Origin of the sequence: Pseudomonas sp. SG20056, assembly GCF_031764535.1 — a bacterium.
Lineage (GTDB): Bacteria > Pseudomonadota > Gammaproteobacteria > Pseudomonadales > Pseudomonadaceae > Aquipseudomonas.
Map to the genome: position 1 here is coordinate 2522570 of NZ_CP134499.1, position 22902 is coordinate 2545471.

The 22902-nt window shown below is 61.0% G+C and carries 16 protein-coding genes; 6 read left to right on the forward strand and 10 right to left on the reverse strand.

The features are described 5' to 3' along the window. Window positions 1-63: 63 nt before the first annotated feature. The 5 genes from RHP75_RS12055 to RHP75_RS12075 all read right to left on the reverse strand — a co-directional run bounded on the left by RHP75_RS12055 (window position 64) and on the right by RHP75_RS12075 (window position 5888). Window positions 64-1323: a cyanophycinase gene (locus tag RHP75_RS12055; RefSeq protein ID WP_311088391.1), complete on the reverse strand. Its 1260-nt coding sequence runs from the start codon at window positions 1321-1323 to the stop codon at window positions 64-66. 108 nt (window positions 1324-1431) lie between these two features. Continuing rightward, entirely contained in the window at window positions 1432-2196 is a 765-nt protein-coding gene (locus tag RHP75_RS12060; protein WP_311088392.1) for a transporter substrate-binding domain-containing protein, read from the reverse strand. A 169-nt stretch (window positions 2197-2365) separates the two neighbouring features. Beyond that, window positions 2366-3649: an OprD family porin gene (locus RHP75_RS12065; RefSeq protein ID WP_311088393.1), complete on the reverse strand. Its 1284-nt coding sequence runs from the start codon at window positions 3647-3649 to the stop codon at window positions 2366-2368. Between the two features lie 78 nt (window positions 3650-3727). After that, window positions 3728-4051 carry a hypothetical protein gene (locus RHP75_RS12070; RefSeq protein ID WP_311088394.1) on the reverse strand — a complete coding sequence of 108 codons (324 nt, stop codon included), beginning with the start codon at window positions 4049-4051 and terminating at the stop codon, window positions 3728-3730. Window positions 4052-4118: 67 nt separating this feature from the next. Further along, the gene (locus tag RHP75_RS12075) at window positions 4119-5888 is read right to left on the reverse strand and encodes a cyanophycinase (protein WP_311088395.1); all 1770 of its coding nucleotides are present in this window, start codon (window positions 5886-5888) and stop codon (window positions 4119-4121) included. 509 nt (window positions 5889-6397) lie between these two features. Between RHP75_RS12075 and RHP75_RS12080 the strand changes: the two genes are divergently transcribed. From RHP75_RS12080 to RHP75_RS12105, 6 genes are all read left to right on the forward strand, one after another. Further along, on the forward strand, window positions 6398-7174 hold the full coding sequence (locus RHP75_RS12080; RefSeq protein ID WP_311088396.1) for an ABC transporter substrate-binding protein: 777 nt from the start codon (window positions 6398-6400) through the stop codon (window positions 7172-7174). Window positions 7175-7266: 92 nt separating this feature from the next. Beyond that, entirely contained in the window at window positions 7267-7956 is a 690-nt protein-coding gene (locus RHP75_RS12085; RefSeq protein WP_311088397.1) for an ABC transporter permease, read from the forward strand. Window positions 7957-7971: 15 nt separating this feature from the next. Then, on the forward strand, window positions 7972-8667 hold the full coding sequence (locus RHP75_RS12090) for an ABC transporter permease (RefSeq protein WP_311088398.1): 696 nt from the start codon (window positions 7972-7974) through the stop codon (window positions 8665-8667). Window positions 8668-8676: 9 nt separating this feature from the next. After that, the gene (locus tag RHP75_RS12095) at window positions 8677-9789 is read left to right on the forward strand and encodes a M14 family metallopeptidase (RefSeq protein WP_311088399.1); all 1113 of its coding nucleotides are present in this window, start codon (window positions 8677-8679) and stop codon (window positions 9787-9789) included. Window positions 9790-9809: 20 nt separating this feature from the next. After that, window positions 9810-10577, forward strand: coding sequence for an ABC transporter ATP-binding protein (locus RHP75_RS12100; protein ID WP_311088400.1), 768 nt, complete (start codon window positions 9810-9812; stop codon window positions 10575-10577). A 132-nt stretch (window positions 10578-10709) separates the two neighbouring features. Next, the gene (locus tag RHP75_RS12105) at window positions 10710-11654 is read left to right on the forward strand and encodes a MurR/RpiR family transcriptional regulator (protein ID WP_311088401.1); all 945 of its coding nucleotides are present in this window, start codon (window positions 10710-10712) and stop codon (window positions 11652-11654) included. Between the two features lie 183 nt (window positions 11655-11837). Here RHP75_RS12105 and RHP75_RS12110 read toward each other — a convergent pair whose 3' ends face one another. The 5 genes from RHP75_RS12110 to RHP75_RS12130 all read right to left on the reverse strand — a co-directional run bounded on the left by RHP75_RS12110 (window position 11838) and on the right by RHP75_RS12130 (window position 22759). Next, complete coding sequence (locus RHP75_RS12110) at window positions 11838-13322, reverse strand: TolC family protein (protein ID WP_311088402.1); 1485 nt, start codon at window positions 13320-13322, stop codon at window positions 11838-11840. 56 nt (window positions 13323-13378) lie between these two features. Continuing rightward, window positions 13379-18469 carry a putative Ig domain-containing protein gene (locus RHP75_RS12115; RefSeq protein WP_311088403.1) on the reverse strand — a complete coding sequence of 1697 codons (5091 nt, stop codon included), beginning with the start codon at window positions 18467-18469 and terminating at the stop codon, window positions 13379-13381. A 106-nt stretch (window positions 18470-18575) separates the two neighbouring features. After that, on the reverse strand, window positions 18576-20675 hold the full coding sequence (locus tag RHP75_RS12120; protein WP_311088404.1) for an HlyD family efflux transporter periplasmic adaptor subunit: 2100 nt from the start codon (window positions 20673-20675) through the stop codon (window positions 18576-18578). After that, entirely contained in the window at window positions 20676-21995 is a 1320-nt protein-coding gene (locus RHP75_RS12125; RefSeq protein ID WP_311088405.1) for an HlyD family efflux transporter periplasmic adaptor subunit, read from the reverse strand. Continuing rightward, window positions 21992-22759: an efflux RND transporter periplasmic adaptor subunit gene (locus RHP75_RS12130; RefSeq protein WP_311088406.1), complete on the reverse strand. Its 768-nt coding sequence runs from the start codon at window positions 22757-22759 to the stop codon at window positions 21992-21994. The genes RHP75_RS12125 and RHP75_RS12130 overlap by 4 nt, the downstream gene beginning before the upstream one ends. Window positions 22760-22902 lie beyond the last annotated feature (143 nt).

A 22902-nucleotide genomic window follows, 5' to 3' on the forward strand; every position in this document is an offset into this window, starting at 1 on the left:
CAACGTCGCCCCCTGTTTCAGCTGCCACGCATCGCGGCCCATTACATTAGCGCACAATTATTTTCAGTTCGGGCGGAAATCCATCAAAAGACGTAGGTACGAGGTCATGTTCTTGCCTGCGATTGTGCCTTGATAACCGTGGCTATCGAACTGGCTGCTTTTGAACAGGTCGACGCGAAAGCGCGGATTGGTTTCATAAGTACGTCCCAGGGTGCTGGCCACACGGCTGTCGAACAGATCGGCGCTGACTTTGACGAACTCGCGCGGTTTGCGCCGGCCATTCGCGCCACTGTTGTTGGGGCTGCTGAAGATATCGGTGGTCACGGTCATCGCCGAGCTGTAGCGCTCGCGGCCGCGCAGGCTGGACTTGCCGCTGGCGATGACAAACTGACCGGTTACCGGGCGATAGCGATCCCCCGCTGTCAGGTAGCTGCCCAGCACGTCATACAGGGCGTAGCTGCTGCCGGTACCACGCTCTTTGTTACGCAGGTCGAAGATAAACACGCCGTTTTCACCGATGACCTCCATTTCCATCTGACCCAAGGTCGGGTTGTTCTGCACCAGCAAAGCGGTATTTTCATCCACGCCGAAGGCGAATGGCACCTGAGTATAGTCGGCCAGGCGAACAATCCGGCCCTGACGGCCACGCTCGCTGAAGTGGGTATCGAGCAAGCCGTAGTTGAAGAAGCCGAAACCGCCCTGCATGTCGTACGCCAGGTCATCTCCGCTTGGGGTGGTGTAAACGCCATAACGCAGGCCGTCATAGCTTTCACCGCCGGTGACCATTGGCCCTTGCACCATGATCGCAGTGCCGGCGCTGGTACCCGCCAATACCGCACCAGCATTATGCCGCGCACGAATCGCCGCCAATGCCGGGCTGTCGGCACGGGTCGCGGTTTGCAGGGTCTGGGTCAGGCGCGACTGGTCGCCACCGCCGAAAAAGAAGCCGGTCATGCTGTTGATCTGCGCGACCACCTGCGGATTGCTGTTATTGCCGATCTGATCCAGGTCAATGGGGATCCACTGCGCATCAGCCGCGCCATAAGTCTCCAACAGCTGGGCATAGAACTCGCCATTGGCTTTGGAGTTGGCGGCATCGGCAGTGCCGGCATCCGGGTCGTCACTTTCCGGGATCGAGGCGGCGGTGATCACCCCAATCCGCGCCTGACCGTTGCCACCGGCCAGTTGAATCAGGCGCTGATAGATCGCCGTGTTGTCATCCTTGAGGCCGCCGCCAATCAATATCAGCGGGCCGGCGCTGTAGCCGGTGACGGGTAGAAGGGCGAGCAGCAACGCGCTGCACCGCATAAATGATCTGATCATGGTTCGAGTTCTCCGATGTGCGCTCGGCGCACGCTTGTTGTGAGAGTTGTAAAACGGGAACTGCTGCAGATAACGCCGCGTGGCTCTCTGGGTGGCTGACTCCTTCGGCTAATACACCGTGAATTGTTTGAAGTACTGCTTCTCGATGCGCTTGTAGACGCCGTTGCTGAGAATCACGCTGAGGGCTCGGTCCAGCCGCTCACGCAGCACGTGATCGCCCTTGCGCACGGCGATGCCCTGGCCTTTGCCAAAGTGTTTGGGCGCAACCACCTTGTTGCCGACCTGCTCGAAACCCTGGCCCTGGGCCGTGTCGAGAAAGCCGAAATAGCCGGACACCGCGTCATCCAGCACCAGATCGACGCGCCCTGCGCCGAGCGCCTGGTACATGCCCTCGGCGGAATCGAAGCGCAGCACCTCGGTATGCTGCTGGTATTTGTCAGTCAGGAAGCGGTCATAGGTGGTGTCGCGCTGCACGCCCAGGCGTTTGCCGGCAATGCGCCTTGGAGTGATGATCACCTGATTGACCAGGCCCTTGCGGGAGAAGAAGAACGCCGGGGTTTGCGCATATTTGGCGGTGAAATCGACCAGCTCGGCGCGCTGCGCGGTGATCGACATGGACGCCAGAATCAGGTCCGCACGCTGCTCATTGAGCGCCGGAATCAAATCGTCCCAGGCAAACCTGACCAGCTGACAATCGGCCGCCATGGCCTGACACAGGGCCTGGGCGATATCGACATTGAAGCCGCGCAATTGGCCGCTCGCATCGATTTGCTCGAAGGGCGGAAACTGCCCTTCCATGGCGATACGCAGGGGCTGCGCCTGAGCACTGCTTAGCAGCATCAAGCCCAGCATAAATAGGGTTGCTCGTAGCATTTCGGTGCCCCTTGCAAGCGCTGTCAAAGAAACAGCCTGGGGTCAGAGGCCAGGCTCCAAGCCGAGAAAAGAGGCGCCGCACAGGGCGCCTTAAGGCCAAAGGAGCAATGGGAGCTGACCTTGAATAAACAACCGGCCGCTTCACCAGCATGAGCGGCCGGCGACTGCCTTACAGAATGCTCAGCGGGTACTCGACGATCAGGCGTACTTCGTCGAGGTCGCTGTCAAATGCGGTGGAGCGGTGCGTGGCCTGACGCAGGCGCAGGGACAGGTCCTTGGCGGCGCCGGACTGCACCACGTACTTGGCTTCCAGATCGCGCTCCCAATGCTTCTCGTCATCGCCCGCCCAGCCGGCGAAGGCGCCATTCGGATCGGCCTTGGTGCCGTCGATGTCATCACCCTTGATGTAACGCGCCATAAAACTCAGGCCCGGTACGCCGAAGGTCGCCATGTTCAGGTCGTAACGCACCTGCACGGAACGCTCGTTGGGGGCGTTGAAGTCGGAGTACTGCACGGAGTTGGCCAGCCAGATCGAGTCGCCGCCGATGTAGTCGAAGAACTCGTCGCCGTTGACCTTCTGGTACGCCAGGCTGAGCTTGTGCGCGCCGAAGCTGTAGGCGGCTTTCAGCGAGTAGGTCAGGGTATCCAGCTCACCTGCCAGGGCATCGCCCTGGTCATCGGTCTTGTAGGCCACCAGGTCGAAGTTCAGCGCCTGATCGTCAGCCAACGGGATGGTGTAGTAGACGTTGGCGAAGTACTGACGCCAGATGTCTTCGGCTTCGCTGCCGTAGAGCGCCACGCTGAGGTTGTCGGTGAAGTTGTAGGTGCCGCCGACGAAGTCGACACTGCGTGCTTCGACTTCCGCGTATTCACTGGTCAGCTCGCCATCGGAGTTGCTCGAGTTGCGGCGATTGATCGCGGTGAAATGGCCCGCTTCGAGGGAGAGTGCATCGAACTCACTGCTCGACAGCTGGAAGCCAGTTGCGGTTTCCGGCAGCAGGCGCGAGTCGCCAGTGGCGAAAACCGGGGCGGTGGGACGCTGCTCACCGAACTTCAACACAGTGGAGGAAACCCGTAGCTTGACCGCGCCGCCCAGCTCGCCGGTGTTGTCTTCGATGCGGCCATCGCCGTCCACCGGCATGATGCCGTTGCCCACGCTGCCGCGCCCGCCATCGAGCTTGATGCCGCCATAACCATGGGCATCGACACCGAAGCCGACGGTGCCCTGGGTAAAGCCGGACACATAATGCGCCTGGATACCGTGGGCCCACTCATCGCGAATATTGCGTGTGGAGTTACGGTAATCGCGGTGCATCCAGAAATTGCGATTGAGCAGGTTCAGCGTGCTGTCGGCAATAAAGCCCTTGGACTCTTGCTGCTCGCCGGCGACTGCCAGTTGCGAGCTGGCCGCGGCAACTGCCAGGGCGATCAGGCTCAGTTTTACAACGTTCATGGCTTACTCCATTGGTTTTTTATTGAACATTTTGAAAATCCGTCGCCGGGCAGCGACGCATTCCTTCCAGCACTGCCGCTAGGCAAACTGCTCCAGCGACAGCTCGGGCGGACACACGCCCTTGCTGATCACCGCCTCCAGGCACAGGGTCGCTGACGACTCCGCCCAGCAAACGAAATAACCCTTGGCTTTCAGGCGCTTGAGCTTGAATGACCACTCCAGCTCGTGGTTCTGTGGCAACGCCGCGATGCCGGTCGGCAGTTGGATAATCGAGTAGAAGCCGGCGCTGGTTTGCACCCGCTGCAAGACCTGCAGCGCTGGCTGCACGGCAGCCAACTCGGCGCGCTGCAGCGGCTGCAGGAGTTTTTCCAGGGCGAAGGATTCCAGCCTGCTCAGTTGCATACAGGGACTCACGCTCTTCATCGGTGATTGGGGCGCCGCGGATAAGCGCGGCGCTTGGCGGTTTAGCTCAGAGCTTGAGCAAGCCACTGACCTTGGCCAGGGTCTGCGCCACTTCGGCTCGACTGACCGGAGCATCCGGGTTGAAGCGACCCTTCTCGGCCTGCAACCAGCCCTCGCCCACCGTCAGGCTGGCAGAGTCGGCATAGGCTTTATCGACGCCAGCGAGATCCGTCAGCGCAGCGGTTTTCGCCAGGCTGATGCCCTGATAGCGCTCGACCAGTGACTTGCAGGCCAGCGCCCATTCCTTGCGGGTGACCGGCTGGTTACCGGCGAACGCCTCATCGCTGGTCATCCAGCCATTGGAAAGCACCGCATTGAGCTGATCGCGCATCGGATCATCCGCGCCGATGTCGCTGAGCTTGGGCAGCGCGTCCAGCTTGGGCTCGGCGGCCAGGGTCATCTGCAGGGCGTTGGCCAGTTCCAGACGGCTGATCGGCCGTTGCGGCTCGAAGGCGTTCTGCTCATTGAGGGTCATCAGGCCGCGGAAGCTCACGGCGCGAATCGCATCGCCCGCTGCGCCATTGCCAGCATCTTTAGGCGCGCTGCTCGCCGGGTCGCCAAGGGTGGCGTTGACCGGGCGAATATCCAGGCGCACACCGTTGACGCTGTAGTTGGTCAGCGAATCGTAGAACTGGCTGTGGGCACTGAAGTCCGCAGTTTTGCTGAACTCGAAACGATAGCCGTAGTGGTAGCCGTTGAGCGGGTTGTAGCGGGTCATCAGGCCGACCTGACGCATCGCGGTGTTGTCCGCCAGGCCATAGAGCACCGCGCGGCCAATTGCCGAAACGGCCGACAGATCGGTGATCAGCTGGTTGCCCACCAGGTATTCGTTGCCGGCCTCGATGGCGGCTTTGCCTTCGGCAGGCTGCACCTTGCCGTTGGCCAGGTCATAACGGTCGCCGTTGCCGAGCATGGCCAGCCGCACATTGCTCAACTGGGTGCCGTACACACCGAATTTTTTCTCGGCCTGGCTGGCGTCCATCACGGTCAGGTAGCCCTCGCCCAGCACCTGCACCTGGCCCTCGGGGTTTACCCACATGGCGGTGTTGGTATCCAGGCCGAAGCCGCGTGTGGACTTCTGATCGGCGAGGTAGGTAGCCATGCGCGCAGCGCGGCCGGTACTGGTTTCCTCGATCTGGTCGAGGTGCTGATCGATGATGCCACCGCTGAACAGGCCCGAACCTTTCAGCACCGCCGCGCCGCGCTGGTCGGCCTTGCTGGCCACGCCGAAGTCCAGGGTATCCATGACCACGCCATAAGCGGTGGGCATCTGCGCGCCGAGGATGCTGGCACCAGCGCTGGTACCGGCGACCACGCCGCCCTTGTCATACACCTTGCGCACTTCCTGCATCAGCAACGACGGGCTGCCATCGGCATTGAACAGCGCGCGGGCGATACGCGCCTGATCGCCACCGACAAACCACACCGCGCTGGCCTCGCGCAGCGGCTTGACCACGGCAGCATCGTTCATGGTTGTCTGGTAGTTGCTCTTGTCGATACCGACGATGCTGATGCGCTCGGCCGGGATGCCGAGGGCCACCAGCTCGCTCATAAAGCGCTTGCTCGAACCCTGGCTGCCGCTGGCAGTTGGCATGATCACGATGCGCGCATCTTTCTGGCCACCGGCCAGTTCGATGAACTTGGCGTACACCGGCGAGTTGCTCGCGCGCAGCATGCCGCCGACGGCCAATAAATGACCTTCAGCCAGGGCTGCAGAGCTTGCACAGGAAAGGATCAGGGCGGCCACCGCCACGCGCTTGTTCAGCTGCTTTTTCATTCTTATTGCTCTTGTTATGAGAACTCTTGCGAGCCGGTGTTCCGGTCCCGTCAGCGCCTCCCTGCAGCAGGTAAAACACCGTGCCAGTCCTGGCTTTTCGGCTGTGAATTTAAATTTTCACAATCTCGCTTTGTGAAATTTTATATACCAACAGGAAAACCCGATCAAGCCTTTAGCGCCGACAGCTTGTCGCTCCAACAGCGCCAAAAAAATCTTCACCAGCAGCTATCCGCCGTGCTAGAGCGGATTGAGCCATTTATCCGACAGAACGCATTTGACACAAATATTTCTAATAAGTAGCTTTATGAAAATAAACGTGTCACACATATCCACACTCAAACCCCAGGCCAGGCCTACTTAGCCCGGCCGAAACGAACAGAAGCCCACAAGGCTTCAGGTTGTATGCCGCGCCATCTGGCGAGGCCATTGCTGCAGGCAGTACCTGCTGATCGCAGGCCCAGGCATGACGATCAGCGCAAACCCAAACGCCCCATCAAGGAGTCAATAAGATGAACAAGATCGTACTTCTCGGCGCTCTGGCGCTCAGCGCCGTCAGCACATTCAGTGTCGCCAGCCAGGACAACCTACGCATCGGTATCGAGGCGGCCTACCCACCCTTCGCCTTCAAAACCCCGGACGGCAAAATCAGCGGTTTTGACTACGACATCGGCAACGCCCTGTGTGCGGAAATGAAGGTCAAATGTGAGTGGGTCGAACAGGAATTCGACGGCCTGATCCCCTCGCTGAAAGTACGCAAGGTCGACGCCGTGCTGTCGTCCATGTCGATCACCGAAGACCGCCTGAAGTCGGTGGATTTCAGCAAAAAGTACTACCACACCCCCGGCAAGCTGGCGATGAAGGCCGGTAGCGAAATCAAGGACCCACTGGTCGATCTCAAAGGCAAGAAAGTCGGCGTACAGCGCGCCTCCACCTACGATCGCTTTGCCTCGGACCAGTTCGAAGCCGCCGGCATTGAAGTCGTGCGCTACGCCTCGCAGAACGAAGCCTTCCTCGACCTGGCTTCCGGTCGCCTGGACGCCACCCTGGCGGACATCATCAACATCGATGAAGGCTTTATCAAAACCCCAGCCGGCAAGGGTTTCGCCCTGGTCGGCCCGGACTTCAACGACCCGAAATACTTCGGCAAGGGTGCCGGAATCGCGGTACGCAAAGGCGACAGCGAAAACGCCGCCCGTATCAGCGCCGCCATCGACGCAATTCGCGCCAACGGCACGTATCAGGACGTGCAGGCCAAGTACTTCGAGTTCGACATCTACGGCAAGTAAGTACAGCTAATGCCTCATGGGTGCCTCCACTGAGAGGCACCTTTTTCTCGTTGTAGCGCAGGCCATTCGGCCTCTGCGTGAGGAACCCCATCATGCTCCACGGCTACGGCTCAACCATTCTCGAGGGCGCCTGGCTGACCCTCAGTCTGGCCCTGACTTCCATGACCCTGGCAATTGCCCTGGGCCTGGTTGGCGCAGCGTTTCGCCTGTCACCACTGAAATGGCTGGCACTACTCGGCGAAGGCTACGCCACGGTTATTCGCGGCATCCCTGATCTGGTGCTGATTCTGTTGATCTTTTACGGCGGGCAGGACCTGGTAAACCGCGTGGCTCCGCTACTCGGCCATGATCAGTACATCGACATCAACCCCTTTATCGCCGGGATCTGCACCATGGGCTTTATCTTCGGTGCCTACCTCTCGGAAACCTTCCGCGGCGCCTTTATGGCCATCGCTAAAGGTCAGGCCGAAGCCGGTGCGGCCTACGGCATGAGCGGCATGCAGGTGTTCTGGCGGATTCTGGTACCGCAGATGATCCGCTTCGCCATCCCCGGCTTTACCAATAACTGGCTGGTGCTGACCAAGGCCACCGCGCTGATTTCCGTGGTCGGCCTGCAGGACATGATGTTCAAAGCCAAGAACGCCGCCGACGCCACCCGCGAACCCTTCACCTTTTTCCTCGCGGTTGCCGCGCTGTATCTATTGCTCACCACCGTGTCCCTGCTGGCCCTACGCCTGCTGGAAAAACGCTATTCCGTGGGCACCCGCCTGGCCGAACTCTAAGCGAGACCTTCTACCGTGCTCGATTTCCAACTGATTGCCGACAGCCTGCCGCTCTACGGCAGCGGCGTACTGGTGACCTTCAAGCTGCTGTTTATCGCCCTCGCGCTCGGTCTGGCGCTGGCCATTCCATTGGCGCTGCTGCGCGTTTCACGCGCGCCATGGCTCAACGGCCCGGCCTGGCTCTACACCTATGTAATCCGCGGCACGCCAATGCTGGTGCAGCTGTTCCTCATCTATTACGGCCTGGCGCAGTTCGAGGCGGTGCGAGAGAGCGTGCTGTGGCCGTATTTCTCCAGCGCCACCTTCTGCGCCTGCCTGGCATTTGCCATCAACACCAGCGCCTATAGCGCGGAGATCCTCGCCGGCAGCCTTAAGGCGACGCCCCATGGCGAGATCGAAGCCGCTAGAGCCGTGGGCATGTCGCGCTTCACCCTGTACCGCCGCATCCTCCTGCCGTCGGCACTGCGCCGGGCGCTGCCGCAGTACAGCAATGAAGTGATCATGATGCTGCACACCACGTCGCTGGCCTCGATCGTCACCCTGATCGATATCACCGGCGCGGCGCGCACCGTCAGTTCGCGCTACTACATGCCATTCGAGGCCTTTATCACCGCAGGGCTGTTCTATCTGTGCCTGACTTTTATCCTGGTGCGCCTGTTCAAGCTGGCCGAAGGCCGCTGGCTGGCCCACCTGGCCCCGCGCAAGAATTAAGGGAACGCCATGGAACATATTCAGCACCGGTTGCCCTGGAGCACGGCGGGCACGGAACGCCGGCTCTCGGTGTTTCGTTTTGGCAGCGGCCCGCGCAAGGCCTATATCCAGGCTTCCCTGCATGCCGATGAGCTGCCGGGTATGCGCGTGGCGGTGGAGCTCAAACAGCGGCTACTCGAACTGGAACAGCAGGGCCGCCTCAACGGGGTAATCGAACTGGTGCCGGTAGCCAACCCGATTGGCCTGGGGCAGATGTTTCAGGCCACTCATCAGGGCCGCTTCGACCTGGCCAGTGGGCAGAACTTCAACCGCGACTTTCCCGCGCTGGCCGAGCTGATCGCGCCACAACTGGAAGGCCGCCTGGGCGACGACGGGCAAGCCAACGTGACGCTGATTCGCCGCCTGATGCGCGAGGCCATTGCCGAGCTGCCATCCGCCAGATCGGAGCTGGACGGTTTGCGCCACCTACTGCTGCGACAGGCCTGCGACGCTGATCTGGTACTCGACCTGCACTGTGATTTCGAATCGATCATGTTGCTCTACGCCCTGCCCCAGCATTGGCCAAGCCTGCAGCCATTGGCCGCCCGCCTGCGTGCCGGCGCGGTGTTGCTGGCTGAAGACAGCGGCGGCAACTCCTTCGATGAAGCCTGCGCCGTACCCTGGCTGCGCCTGGCCGAGCGCTACCCGCGGGCCCCTATTCCGCTGGCCTGTATGGCTACCACCATCGAGCTGCGCGGCATGGCCGATACCGATCGCACGCAGGCGCAGCACAGTGCCGACGATATTCTCGGCTTTCTCGCAGACCAAGGGCTGATCAGCGGCGACTGGCCCGCCGCGCCTTTCACCTGTTGTGAAGCCACGCCCTTTGCCGGCGCGCAGTACGCCTACGCGCCGCACCCCGGCGTGGTGAGCTTTCTGCAACCGCTAGGCGCGCGGGTAAAGCTCGGCGACCCGCTGTTCGAGGTGATCGACCCGCTGAGCGATCAGCACTCCGTGGTACACGCCACAACCTCAGGAATCCTCTACGCCCGCGAGCGTCTGCGCTATGCCCAACCCGGCCTGTGGCTGGCCAAGGTCGCAGGCGCGCAGCCGATTCGCCAGGGCCGCCTGCTTACCGACTAACAACAAGAGAATCCGCTGCCATGTACACCTTGCAAATCGACAACCTGCACAAACGCTATGGCACCCATGAAGTGCTCAAGGGCGTGTCCCTGACCGCCAAGGCTGGCGATGTCACCAGCATCATCGGCTCCAGCGGCTCGGGCAAAAGCACCTTCCTGCGCTGCATCAACCTGCTGGAGCAGCCGCACAGCGGACGCATCCTGCTTAATAACGAAGAGCTGAAACTGCAACCGAGCCTCGCCACCGGCGCACTTAAGGCCAGCGACGCCAAGCAGCTACAGCGCATGCGCTCGCGCCTGGCCATGGTCTTTCAGCACTTCAACCTGTGGTCGCATATGAGCGCCCTGGACAATGTGATGGAAGCGCCGGTGCATGTACTGGGCATGAACAAGAAAGAAGCCCGCGAGAAAGCCGAACACTACCTGGCGAAAGTCGGCGTCGCCCATCGCAAGGATGCCTACCCCGCGCACATGAGCGGCGGTGAGCAGCAGCGCGTGGCCATCGCCCGCGCCCTGGCGATGGAACCTGAGGTGATGCTGTTCGATGAGCCGACCTCGGCGCTGGACCCGGAGCTGGTCGGTGAGGTGCTCAAGGTCATGCGCGACCTGGCCGAGGAAGGCCGCACCATGGTGGTGGTCACCCACGAAATGGGTTTTGCCCGCGAGGTGTCCAACCAGTTGCTGTTCCTTCATCAGGGCCGCGTCGAAGAAAGCGGCTGTCCGCGCGAAGTTCTGGCCCAGCCCAAGTCTGAGCGTTTGCAGCAGTTTCTCGCGGGTAGCCTTAAATAGACGGCGCCTACAGGCCGACCGTGCGCAATGCCACAGCCGCGGTCGGCTTCGGATACACTTCAGCCGCAACGACCCAGGCCCGCCCCGACCCGGCGTGCACGCCCAACCCTTCAACGTGCTGAAAGCCCATCCATGCCGACTTCTGCCAAGAACGTAACCGTCTACTCCGCCCCGGTGATGCGCAAACTGGCGGAAATCGCCCCGCACCTGCAGCCCTCGCTGCGCAAGGTGGCCGACTTTATCCTGCGCCACCCGTTGAAAGCCGCGACCCTGACCATCGAGGAAATGGCGGTGGAGACCGCCACCTCGGCGGCCGCCGTCAACCGCCTGGCCAAGGCCATCGACCTGGGCGGCTATACCGGGCTGAAAGCCGAACTGGTCAGCACCCTGCAGCAGATGGTGTCGCCGGTGGACAAGCTGCGCAACGAGTTGGCCCATCGTCCAGACGGCGCCTTCGGCCTGCACGAGCAGGTGCAAATCGCCAGCAGCAACCTGGCCACCGCCGGCACCAACAACAGCGCAGACACCTTCGAGGCCTTCGTCAGCTGCCTGACCCAGGCGCGCAAGATCTATATCTTGGGCTTCGGCAACAGCGCCTATATGGCCGGCCTGGCAGCCGCCAACCTGGTGCCGTTCTGCGCCGATGCCACGGCGGTGAGCATGGAAGGTGGCAACGAAAACGCCGCCTATCGCCTGGCGGCAATAACCGAACATGACGTGCTGCTGTCGATCTCCCTGCCGCGCTATTCCCTCGATACCCTGCAGCTGTCGCGCTTTGCCAGCGAACGCGGCGCGACCGTTCTCGCGATCACCGACTCGCCTGCATCTCCGCTGACCACCATCGCCAAACATGCATTGTTCGCCCCTGCAGATCACCCGGTGCTGATCAGTTCCAATACCTCTGTACTGGCATTGATCGAAGGCCTGGTCGCCGGCGTGATGGCGCGCAACAAAGAAGCCGTACAACTGGCCGCTGAGCTGACTGAAAGCGTGATGTCCTATCTGCATGTGCCGAGCAGCGATAAGCCAGAACGCAAGCCAAAGAAACGCCGAACAGTTATACGCCGCGATAAATGAATCTTTACGTAAACAGTGCAGAGAACTAGGAGGCGGTACTGCTTGCTGAAATAATTGATAGCGCGATTTGTGGCCGAGAATCGCCACTAACATCGGGCTCAAATCGGCCAAAAGCAGACGCTTAGGGGCAAACCTCTAATATGAATCTCTGCGAGTTGACTCAACGACGGTTAAGGCTTACAGCTACAGCTCTCCGGCATGCCAGCGGGCCTCTTGGTTAGCTAGCGCCTGTGAAATTGCAATCAGCTCATTTGATGGCAGTTGTTCCGGCAGCGGGTCAAGCCCCGCGCTGGCGAACAGTTGGCCGTAGCTATTGCGCAATTCGGCATATGCCAGGTCACGGCGCAGGTTGGCCTGTAGTGCATTCAGTTCGCCCTGAATCAGCTCCAGTTCGCCAATGTCCTGGGCTTTATAGCGGTTACGCAGTTGCTCGACGATTTGGCTATCGAGCCCGGCCAGTTGTTGGCTGGTCTGGAACTGGCGCTGGGATTCGTTGAAGTTGGCGTTGGCTACATAGAGCTGCGCCAGAATCGCCATGGACATGGCCTGACGGCGTGCTTCGGCTACTTGCTCACCGGCTTTGGCGACATTGATGGAGGCAGGGGCCGACAGCACATTGAACAGGTTCCAGGTGATCTTCACGCCATAGTCGGCCCAGCTCTGGTTAACCAGAAAGCTGTTGCTGTCGTAGTGGCCGCCGGCCGAGAACTCCAGACCTGGCAACAGACGCAGCATCGCCTTGCGTGTTTCTGCGGCGCTGATGCGCGCCTGGTAGTCCTGCTCACGCAGCTCCGGGCGGGTAGCCAGGGCTTCCTGCTCTAGTACGCCAAGGTCGACTTTGAGCTGGGGCACTGGGTAATCATCGCTGGCCGCCAGGCTGACAGTACTGCCGATTGGCAGGTTGATCAGCGTAGCCAGCTCGGTTTTGGCCAGGGATAAGGCGCGGCGCTGATCTTCCAACTGGCGGGTGGCTTCGATCAGCGCGCGTTGATAGCTGAGGGCTTGAATCGGGTCGCCGATGCGTTGCTCACTCAGGCGTTGGCTGTTATCGCGGGCCTGGTTGACCCGCACCATCAGGCTGTCGATCTGGCTGAGCAGGCGCTCTGCCGCCAGGGCTCGCCAATAAGCCGAGCGCACATCTTGGATGATTGTATTGAGCACTTTGCGGCGGCGTTCTTCAACTATCAGGCGTTGATCGCCTTGCTGCTTAGCGCTGACGTAGGCCACGCCAAAGTCCAGCACGTTCCACACCATGGTCAGGTCAGCTACTCCACGGTCGCGATCCTGCGAGGTGGAGGGCTCAAGCGACTGGGTTCCGGTCTGAATGCTCTCACTGCTGGAGGCGCTGACATTGTCGCGCCCAGCGTAGCCTGCAGAGAGCGCCATGCGCGGCAGCATGTCGAAGGTGGCGAGGTCGACCTGGCGCTGCGCCAGGGCTTCTTCCATCACCTTAAGGCGGCTTTCAAGGTTGTACTTGACCGCGCGGGCCATGGCGTCATGCAGGGTCAGCGGGCCATTGAGCGGCTCCTGATCCTTGAACATGTTCTGCAGGTCAGTTTGGGCGCGTTGTTCGCTGACGCTGCGGTCGATGGGCTGACTGGTGACGGCGCAACCGCTGATGGCCAGCGCAAGCAGGCTTACGCCGAGCATTTTTTGGTTTTTATTCATCCTTGGCCGCCCCCTAAAAACGGCTTGAATCTTGTTATTTAATTTTGTCGTCGTATTCAGGCTTGTGCTTGTACGTTCTCAAGCTGACCCAGTGCCTGGGCCAGTTCGCGCACCTGGCGTTGCTCGTCCTCGTGCAGCTCTTGCAGTTGTTGGCTCAGCGTTGGTGCGCCCAATACACCTCTTCCTGTTTGGGCACTGCTTTCAGTGCTGCCCCATTGTTTGCCGTCGAAGACTTCCAATTGCTCAGACTCCTGCATGCTGTCCTGGCCGAATAGGTTGGACAGGCTGCTGGAACCGAAGACTCCGCCATCACCGCCGCCAAAGCCGAGGAAACCGCTTCCCGAACCATCGCCGCCGGCATCGCTGGAGCTACTGGCGAAGACCTGGGCAATAAAGCTCGGCGCCAGGGCGTTCTGGTTGATGAAGATATTGCCCAGGGTCGGAATACCGCTGCCCAGGGTGGGCACCTCGAACAAGGGCGGCGGAATGAGTGGCGAAAGAGTCGGCGCTGGTATCACCAACGGCAGCGTTGGCTGCAGGGGTGCAGCGGGCGGTGTCGGTGGCAGGCTCGGCGTGTTGGTACGGAATTCCGGGTCGCCGGCGACATCGGGCGTTGGCGTTACTGCGGGAATACCTATGGTGTAAGCCTGACCGGTAAAGGCTCCGGCAGTGGCATTGTTGACGCTATCGATGATTGCAGTGCCATTGGCATTGAGGTTCAAGCCCAGGCTGCCAAGCCCGGTAATGGTGTCGACCGTTACTTGATAGGTGCGTGGATCAATCTGTGTCAGCGATTGCAGGTTGGCGCTGACGCTGCCGCTGGTTGCCAGGCTGAAGTCACTGATATCGACACCGCTGACATCTTCAGTGAAAGTCACGGTAAAGGTGACGCTGGATGCATTGGTGGGCGAGGCAGCGTCCAGGCTGATGGCGTTTACTTGCGGAGCAACGGCATCGACCAATACGCCGGTCGTGCTGCCTACTGCGTTCAGCGTGGTGGTGCTGTTGTTGCCAGCCGTATCGCGCAGATTGCCGCCATTGGCATCAATGCTGCTGCCCAGACTGATGCCGTTGCTGTCCATCTGACCGCTAACCACTGTCAGGCGGAAGACCAGTGCGCTTGTGCCTGAGCCCGATAGGTAGCTGGCATAGGCAGTGCCACCGGTATCCAGGGTGATCGCTATGCGGGGCGTGCCCCCGCTGGTATCGACTGTTACGTTCTCCGACAGATTGACGGTGAAGTCCAGGTTGTCGCCCGCTACATAAACGCCATTGGCCGGTACCGATACCGAGCTGACAGTGGCTGCAACCCCATCGATGACAATGGCTTCATTGGCGGCCAGGGAGCCAGCAGTGCCCGGAGTCGGCAGGGTGAGTACGGCATTGTCGGCGGTGATGTTCTGGATGGTCGCGCCATTGAGCGACAGGGCTGCAGTGGACTGGTAGTCCAGGTCGGCGCTGAGGTCGCCGGGTTGCACGGTATAACTGAAGGTCAGTGTGTTGCTGCCGGAGCCGGATACATAGGTCGCGATGCGGTCGGTGAGGCCTGTCTCCAGCAGCAGTGTGGGCGTGCCGCCAGTGGTGTCGACCGTCACTGCCTGGTTGAAGGTGGTGGTGATGGTAATGGTATCGCCCACTTTGTAGCTGCCATCCGGTGTGGAGGCGCTGACATCGGTTATCCGCGGGTTGAGGCTGTTGACCGTGATATTGACGTTATCGGTATCGGTCTGTGTACCACCGCTGCCGCTGCTGCCCAGGTCACTGGTGGTGATAGACAGGACAGCTGCACCGTTGTAGCCGCTGGTAGGCGAGTACGTCAGGGTGGCCAGGGCGGCGTTAATATCGGTAATGCTGCCGCTAAAGACCAGGCTGGAGTCCGCGGTGCCATCGCCAGTGGTGAATGACAGACCAGCGGTGCCGGCGAGTATCAGCACGCCATTGGTGACACTGAGCGTCACTTCGACACTATTGGCGCCAGCATCCACGTCGCCGATGCTGATCTGGTTGCCGTTGCCATTACTGAATACCAGGTTGGCATCCTGGTCAACGCTCTGCGCCGCAGGTATCGAGTTGACCGGGGCATCGTTCACCGCGGTTACATCCAGGGTCAGCGTGGTGCTGTCGGTCAGTGCGCCGCCGCTGCCGGAGTTGCCGCCATCGTTGATCTCGATGGTCAGCGTGACGTCCGAAGTGACGCTGCTGGCGGTGGTGAATACAACGCCAGCAGCCGAGATAAACGTGTTGATGTCGCTGATGCTGCCGGTCAGGGTCATGGCGCTGCTGGTGCCGCCCACGGTGACGCCAGCGGCGCTGGTTGCGCTCAGGCTACCGCTGGGGACCGACAGGGTCACGGTCACCGGCGAAGTGCCGGCGTCGACGTCACTGAAGCTGATGCCGCTCAGGTCGCCCGGCTCATCCTCGAAAATGGCGATGGATGGGGGCGCGCTGATCACTGGCGCATCGTTGACGGCGCTGACCACGATATCGAAGGTGTCGCTAACGTTGCCGCCATTGCCGTCGCTGGCGGTCACTTCAATGCTCAGCGTGCCGGCATCGGCGTTGCCCGGCGTGCCGCTGAAGGTGCGGGTGGCGGCATCGAAACTGAGCCAGGCGGGCAGAGCGCCGCCACCGGCCAGTTGTGCGGTATAGGTCAGCGTGTCGCCGGCATCCACGTCGCTGAAGGTGTTGGCGGCGAATTGGAAGTTGAAGGCCGTGTCTTCGCTGGCATTCTGGTTGGCAATGGCATTGGCCAGTGTGGGGGCATCGTTGGTATTGGCCACGACGATGCCGAAGGTATCGGTAACGCTGCCGCCGTTGCCGTCGTTGGCAATGAGATCGATGCTCAGCGCACCAACATTGGCATTGCTCGGCGTGCCGCTGAAAGTGCGGGTGACTGGGTCGAAGCTGAGCCAGGCGGGTAGGAGGCCGCCACCGGCCAGTTGCGCGGTGTAAGTCAGGGTGGCACCGGCATCCACGTCGCTGAAGGTGTTGGCGGCGAACTGGAAGCTGAAGGCCGTGTCTTCGCTGGCATTCTGATCGGGGGTCGCGTTGGCCACAGTGGGGGCATCGTTGGTATTGGCCACGACGATGTCGAAGGTATCGGTAATGTTTGCGCCGTTGCCGTCGTTGGCGATGACATCGATGCTCAGCGTGCCGACATGGGCGTTGAGTGGCGTGCCGCTGAAGGTGCGGGTCAGTGCATCGAAGCTGAGCCAGGCGGGCAAGGCGCCGCCGCCGGCCAGTTGCGCGGTATAGGTCAGGGCACCGGCATCCACGTCGTTGAAGGTGTTGGTGGCGAACTGGAAATTGAAGGCCGCATCTTCGCTGGCATTCTGGTTGGGAATGGCATTGGCCACAGTTGGGAGGTCGTTGACCGGTGTGACATTCACCGTGACATCGGCATTGCTGCTGGTGCCGCCATCGCCGTCGCTGACGGTGATTCGTACGGTACGCTCTGCGCTACTGGGGTTGTCGTTATTGCTGTTGGAGTAAGTCAGGTTGCGTACCAGCGCCTGAACGGCAGCAGGCGTGGCGTCGCTATCGAGGGTGATGACCAGGTTGCTGCCGGCAGTGCCGCCGCTGAACGTGCCGATCTGGATCCCGCCGTAAGTAATGGCAGCGCCGGATACGCCGATCTGGCCGGCGCCTGTGCCCTGGTTGCGGATGGACAGTACGTCCTCCGCACTCACTCCGTTGCCTGTGATGGATACGGTGACATTGCCCGTGTCGAAGTTGGCCGAGTCGCTGTCGGTCACCGTGGCAAGGGTACTTGTGTCCAACAGCACGGGGCTGCCGCCTTCGGTGAAGGTCACGGAGTCGCTGTTGAGGCCGCTGACTACGGGAGCTGCATTGGAGCTGCCAATCACGACATTGTTGAATCCGTAGTGCATGCCGTTGTTGGCACCGGCATATCCAAAAACGATCTTGTCGGCTGACTGAAAGTCTATGTCGCTGAGTACGTTTGTCTGGTTGATAGTGTAGATGCCGCTAGCGGTGTTCAGCGGTATGAAAAACTCCGCGTAGGCAACCTGTGCTCCATCCCTGTAAGCCGTGACGGTCTGCAGAATGTCATTGCTGGTCCAAGGGGAGCCGGGATAGGAAAACCACTGATGGTCGACGAGGGTGATACTTTCGAAGTTGAATTGACTGCCGTCGGCAGACTCTATGACCATGCGATCAGGACGGGCATTGGCTTGTCCATTCCAGTAGACATCCGATGCAAGCGTAGGTGTTTCAGGATATTGGCCAGGATAGTCGTTTGGATGCCAGCCGATCACGTTGCCAGTGGTGATTCCAGTCGAGTCGATGAAGTAGATGTTTAGATCAAGTCCCGACAGGTTCAGGGTGCCGCCCTCGCCGTCGTTGAATACTGATCCGAAGTTTTGGTCGCCCGTCATGCTGTAGGCAAGTGTGCCGCCGTCGAGCTTTGCCTGATAGGACTCCAGCGACAGCGCTGCCGCTTCCACCCCACCGATGTGCACTTCCAGTTCGCTATCGCCGCCAACGCTGCTTGAGCCTGAGTCATCGTTGCTCGCCGCCACGTCGGTGCCCGTAGCGCTTGCCAGGCGTTGAATGAAGTCGGCGCCCTTATCGCCGCTGGCGACATCGCATCCGTAAAGCAGCAGGTCGCCCTGTTCGCTGAACACGCTTCCGAGCTGGGCCAATACATCGCTGCGGGCATCGAGGGTGCCTGCATCGATCCAGGTGTTGCCAAGCAATAGCTTGCCTGCGCCGCCGTGGCTGAAAATATGGATCGCATCGATGCCTTCACGCCCCTCCAGGTAGTCGGCGATCTGCTGCAAACCATCCTGGCTGCTATCGAGCACGACCACTTCGGTGCCTGGTGCGAGGCCGTCGATCAATTGCTGCTTATTGGTTACCTGGCCATCGATGAACACCACTTCCTGGCGCTGGTCGGCGGTGCCGGCGGTAGGCGTGGCTGCCAGTCCGTCGTGGTTGGAGGCATCGGTGGGGGTGCTTTCCTGAGCGTCGGGAGTCGCGGTGGGCTGATTCGCGGCGGCATCGGCCACGGTGGCAGCCACGGCGCCGTCGAACAGCATGCGTGGTTCGAGGGACAGAGCTAGGGGCGAGCGGCTAGGTGCTGCGTTGGTACTGGTAGAGGCGTTCTTATTCTTGTTCCAGAACATGGCGCAGTTCCCTGTGATTGCATACGGCCACTAAATTAATAAGTAAAGTTCGCTGGCTTACGCCGCTGTTGTCAATGGCCGCGCGCGACCAATCTGACCGAACGGACTAGAAACCGCTTTCGCGCACCCCCAGGGCGGCGACTCGGCGCCAGATGGCGGCGAGGATGGATTCGCGGCGGCCGTCAAGTATGACTATGCCCAGCTGCGGCTGCGCGGGGGCCGTTAGCGCCTGTTGCGGGGCCAGATGCACACCGTACTGGGCCTGTAGTGGCTGCGCGCGTTGCTGCTCGTCGCGACGCACCGCAATTGGCCCGCCGTGATCCGAGGCCAGCGCGGCTTGGTCGAGATAGGCAGCACCGGTGGTGTCCACCTCGCTGAGCGTCACCGCCAGCGCTGGGCGCAACGGGTCGGCACTGGCGATAAAGTGGCCGCTGCTGCCGGGCTCAACACGCCACAATGATTCTTCTGCCAGGTAGCCGCGCAGACGTACCTGCTGAGCGACGACGCGCAGCAGCGGCTGCTGCGGCGACAACCACAGCCCAGAGATCAGCTCTGTCGGCAGGTCACGCACCACGCCGTCGTGCGGCGCGCGCAGTTGCAGGCGTTGGCGCTGAGCGGCGAGCCCGCGGTATTCGGCGACGGCGGTGGCCAGGTTCTGTTCGAGGATGGCGCTATCGGCCGCCGTCTCGCTACGCCCGGCCTGGCGCTTGAGCTGCAACTGGAGAATCTCGATTTCACTGCGGACGATGGCCAGGCGCGACTCAAGGTCAGGGGATTCAAGTTCCAAGAGCAGATCGCCACTGCGCACCGCTTGGCCATTGTTGGCGTGTCGCTGCTTGAGGCGCGCAGCTAGCGGCGCATGTAGCGCACTGACTCGGCTGGCTTCAAGTAACGCTGGAACTTCCACGGCGCTACGCCAGGGCACCAGCAGAATGCCCAGTAACCCCAGCAGTGCTATGCCAAGCAGCAGGCTTTTGCCTGGATGCGCCTGTTCACGGCGTTGCCACCACTCCTGCATCTCACGCCAGATTGGCAGGCCGATAAACCAGGCCAGTTCTACCAGCATCAGGAAGATGCCCAGTAGTTTGAAAAACATGTGGTACACCGCCACGGCGATGCCGATAAACAGCGCGGCGCGCCATAACCAGGAGCCATAGCCCCAGATCAGCAGTTTGCGCTGCATGGCCGGCGACCAGGGTTCTGGCGCGGGTTCGCCGTAGCCGAACAAAGTCTCGCGCAGGTGCCAGCGGCACAAGGCAAAGCCGCGACCTTGCAAGTTGTCTACGTCCCACAGGTCACTGAGCAGGAAATAGCCGTCGAAGCGCATAAAGGGGTTGAGGTTGATCACCAAGGTGGTAATCCAGGTGGCGCTGGCCAGCATAAAGGCCGCTGTACGTGCTGGGCCATCTGGCAGCAGCGACCAGGCAAGCAGGGCGATGCAGGCCAGCAACAGTTCGGCAAGTACGCCACCAGCGCCGATCAGCAGGCGCGAACGACGGTCGTTGACGCGCCATGCGTCGCTGACGTCGGTGTAGAACATCGGCAGCATGACCATAAAGGCCAGCCCCATGCTCTGTACCCGGCAACCGGCGCGCTTGGCCATATAGGCGTGGCCAAACTCGTGGCAGAGCTTGGCAAAGGTCAGGGCGATGGCAAAGGAAACCGCTCCGCCGAGGCTGAACAGGTGCGGGAAGGTGGCGATAAAGCGTTCCCAGTCGCGTGCTGCAAGAAATACCCCCAGGCACAGCAGCACGGGCAACCCATAGCGCAGCAGGCCTGGGCCGTGACGATTGAGCCAGGGCCATGTGCGGTCGAGAAAGGTATCTGGCCGCCACAGCGGAATACGGAAGAACAGATATTGATGCAGCAGCTTCTGCCACAGCCCTTGGTGCTGTTGGGCAGCCTTGCCGGCATAACTCTCCCGTTGTTCGCTGTCGAGGGCGGCAATCAGGTCGTGGCCACGGAGAAACCGCAGCAGCTCCTCCAGTTCGCTGTTTCCCAGCGGCAGGCCGGGCTCGCGATTTGCGGCGTGCAGCACGCGCTCGGTATCGCCCAGTTGCCAGTGCCGCAGCAAGCGCATAGCGACAGCGCCGAGTTTGAAATAACGACCACGCAAGGGGTCGGCGAGGGTCCATTGCGGTGCGCCGTCCAGCGTCGGGCTGGCGGGAGACAATTGCAGATCAGCACGCAGGGCGGGCAGTTGCATTTACAGACCTACCGTCTGGCGCAGCGCGGCAAGCGGACGACGCAATAAATAGAACGCCAGTGGGCCGCGTTCGCCATAGATTTTTGCCGTGCCGCGCAGACCGATCCGCGGTGGAGACTGATCAAACGTGGCATCCAGACGATAGGCAAGCTGGCCGCTGGTTGTCTGCTGCGCTTCGTAAGCACTGCGTTGCAGGCGCGCGGAGTGGCTATGCAGGGGGGCGCTGTCGAGGAATAGATCGATTTCGGTGCCCTGTTGGAAGTCCAGGGCATCGGCCACGGCCAGCTCGATGCGCAGTTCGGCCTGATCAGGAGCGGCGATCTCCATCAGTCGCTCGCCGGTTTGTACCGGCTTGCCGGTCCAGCGCTGGGCATCGGCGAATACTGCAATACCATCGCGTTCGGCGCGTACATCACTGCGTGCCAGCAACTCACGGGCATAGTCGCGCTCGGCACGTTTCTGTTCCACACGGGCGGCGTACAGGTCAATCCGTGCGCTCGAGTCGGCGTCGGTAAAAGCCCGCTGGCTATTGGCTTTTAGCTCCGCCTCGGCAACATTCAGGCTGCGTTCGGCTACATCAGCCTGGGCCTTGATGCTGGTGGCATCGAAGCGCAACAGGATGTCGCCTTTACTCACCGCCTGGTTGGGCTTGACCAGGAACTCGGTAATCACCCCGTCCAGCGGCGCGGCTACCACCTGGCCGCCCAAGGGAACCACTTGCGCCGGGGCCAGGACTGATTGGCGCACCGGTAGTAATAACAGCAGCAAGGTAGCGAGCGTGGCACCTATGACCTTCTTGCGCGGCCAGCGCAAACGCCAGGGTTTACTAGATTGCAATGCCAGCCAGGCATGGCTGTAGGCATCGCCCAATTGCATCAGCAGCGCCTGTTCGGCGTCAGTCCAGGGGGGGTCGCGGGCAATCCACAGCCCGCCATATGGTTGTTGCTGTTTATCCACTAACGGCAACCAGAACACGGCTGCCGCCGACAGGCTCTGCCAGTCAGCCTGGGATTGCGCATCCAATGACTGCGCAGGAATGACCTGCGCCTGTGTCGAGCGCTCCTGTGCAAGAAGCTGACTGGCAGCGTGTTCGACAAAGGCAACAAACGGAGCGTTAGGCTCAACCACGCTGACGCCGGTCAGGGCACGCACCTTGCCGGCAATCAGCAGGGCTGCATGGCGATAGCCGAATAGGCCTTGGGCGTCATTGGCCAGAACATAGGCCAGGCTATCGATGTTCTTTGCCGCGCGGGCCTGGCGTTCGAGTTGCAGGAACTGCGCGAAGACCCGTTCAGCCAGACCTGGTAATGCCGCGCTCATTGAGCCTCCGCAAACTGTGCGCTGCCACTCATGCCGGCGAGCAGACCCTGAGTCTCCGGCGGCAGGCTGCCGATCAGCTGCAGGGTCTGGCTGCCTTCGTCGATGCGTGCTCCCAGACGTTTGATTTCGACCTGTAAGGGCTGACCGGTTTCATCCGGAGTGAACTGAAATGTCGCACCGGGTTTCAGACGGCCGAGCCAACTCGACGGCACCAGCAGATGGACTTCCAGCGTGCGGTTGTCGACGATCTCCAGCAGGGCCGTGCCGCCTGCGACACTTTCGTGGGGTTGCACTCGTCGCTGCACCACGCTGCCATTGAAAGGGGCGGTGACGCTGCAACGTTTGACCTGCACCTGATAAACCTGTGTTTCCGCGAGTGCCTGGGCCTGCTTTGCTTCGGCAAGCGCCACTTCAAAACGGCCAACCGAGTTCAGGGCTGCCAATTGCTTTTTGTGAGCGAGCTCTTCACGCGCGGCCCGGCCCGCCGCTTGGGCAGCATTGAGCTGGGCCTGATAGGCACTGCAGTCAAAGCGCACCAGAACATCACCCTTCTTGAAGTCCTGACCATCGGTGTAGGGCATTTCGATGATGCGTCCGGCCAGCTCGCTGGAGAGCACTGCCTGATCGCGGGCACGTAATACGCCGCGAGCGGCACGCTCTGTACCTACTGAAGTTGAAATGTCGAGCAGAGGGTCATCCAGTGGCTCCTCCGCCCACGCTGAAGTGGCCATTAGGCTTAGCAGTGCCCAAAGCATAATTTTCATACAGACTTCCCTAAAGTCGACGCCTCACGGGAGTTTACTAGAGAACAGCTGAGCAATAGGGACGTAGTTGAGAAGTGAGTCGCCCCTCGCTTTGTAGGTGCATCCGAGTGGCTGCTTTTGGCCGATTCTGTTGAAAAAGTCCC

Coding starts and splice junctions, on each gene's coding strand:
- RHP75_RS12070 (WP_311088394.1), bottom strand. CDS start 4,051: ATGCAACTGAGCAGGCTGGAATCCTTCGCCCTGGAAAAACTCCTGCAG.
- RHP75_RS12055 (WP_311088391.1), bottom strand. CDS start 1,323: ATGATCAGATCATTTATGCGGTGCAGCGCGTTGCTGCTCGCCCTTCTA.
- RHP75_RS12080 (WP_311088396.1), top strand. CDS start 6,398: ATGAACAAGATCGTACTTCTCGGCGCTCTGGCGCTCAGCGCCGTCAGC.
- RHP75_RS12105 (WP_311088401.1), top strand. CDS start 10,710: ATGCCGACTTCTGCCAAGAACGTAACCGTCTACTCCGCCCCGGTGATG.
- RHP75_RS12075 (WP_311088395.1), bottom strand. CDS start 5,888: ATGAAAAAGCAGCTGAACAAGCGCGTGGCGGTGGCCGCCCTGATCCTT.
- RHP75_RS12120 (WP_311088404.1), bottom strand. CDS start 20,675: ATGCAACTGCCCGCCCTGCGTGCTGATCTGCAATTGTCTCCCGCCAGC.
- RHP75_RS12130 (WP_311088406.1), bottom strand. CDS start 22,759: ATGAAAATTATGCTTTGGGCACTGCTAAGCCTAATGGCCACTTCAGCG.
- RHP75_RS12100 (WP_311088400.1), top strand. CDS start 9,810: ATGTACACCTTGCAAATCGACAACCTGCACAAACGCTATGGCACCCAT.
- RHP75_RS12125 (WP_311088405.1), bottom strand. CDS start 21,995: ATGAGCGCGGCATTACCAGGTCTGGCTGAACGGGTCTTCGCGCAGTTC.
- RHP75_RS12095 (WP_311088399.1), top strand. CDS start 8,677: ATGGAACATATTCAGCACCGGTTGCCCTGGAGCACGGCGGGCACGGAA.
- RHP75_RS12065 (WP_311088393.1), bottom strand. CDS start 3,649: ATGAACGTTGTAAAACTGAGCCTGATCGCCCTGGCAGTTGCCGCGGCC.
- RHP75_RS12085 (WP_311088397.1), top strand. CDS start 7,267: ATGCTCCACGGCTACGGCTCAACCATTCTCGAGGGCGCCTGGCTGACC.
- RHP75_RS12115 (WP_311088403.1), bottom strand. CDS start 18,469: ATGTTCTGGAACAAGAATAAGAACGCCTCTACCAGTACCAACGCAGCA.
- RHP75_RS12110 (WP_311088402.1), bottom strand. CDS start 13,322: ATGAATAAAAACCAAAAAATGCTCGGCGTAAGCCTGCTTGCGCTGGCC.
- RHP75_RS12060 (WP_311088392.1), bottom strand. CDS start 2,196: ATGCTACGAGCAACCCTATTTATGCTGGGCTTGATGCTGCTAAGCAGT.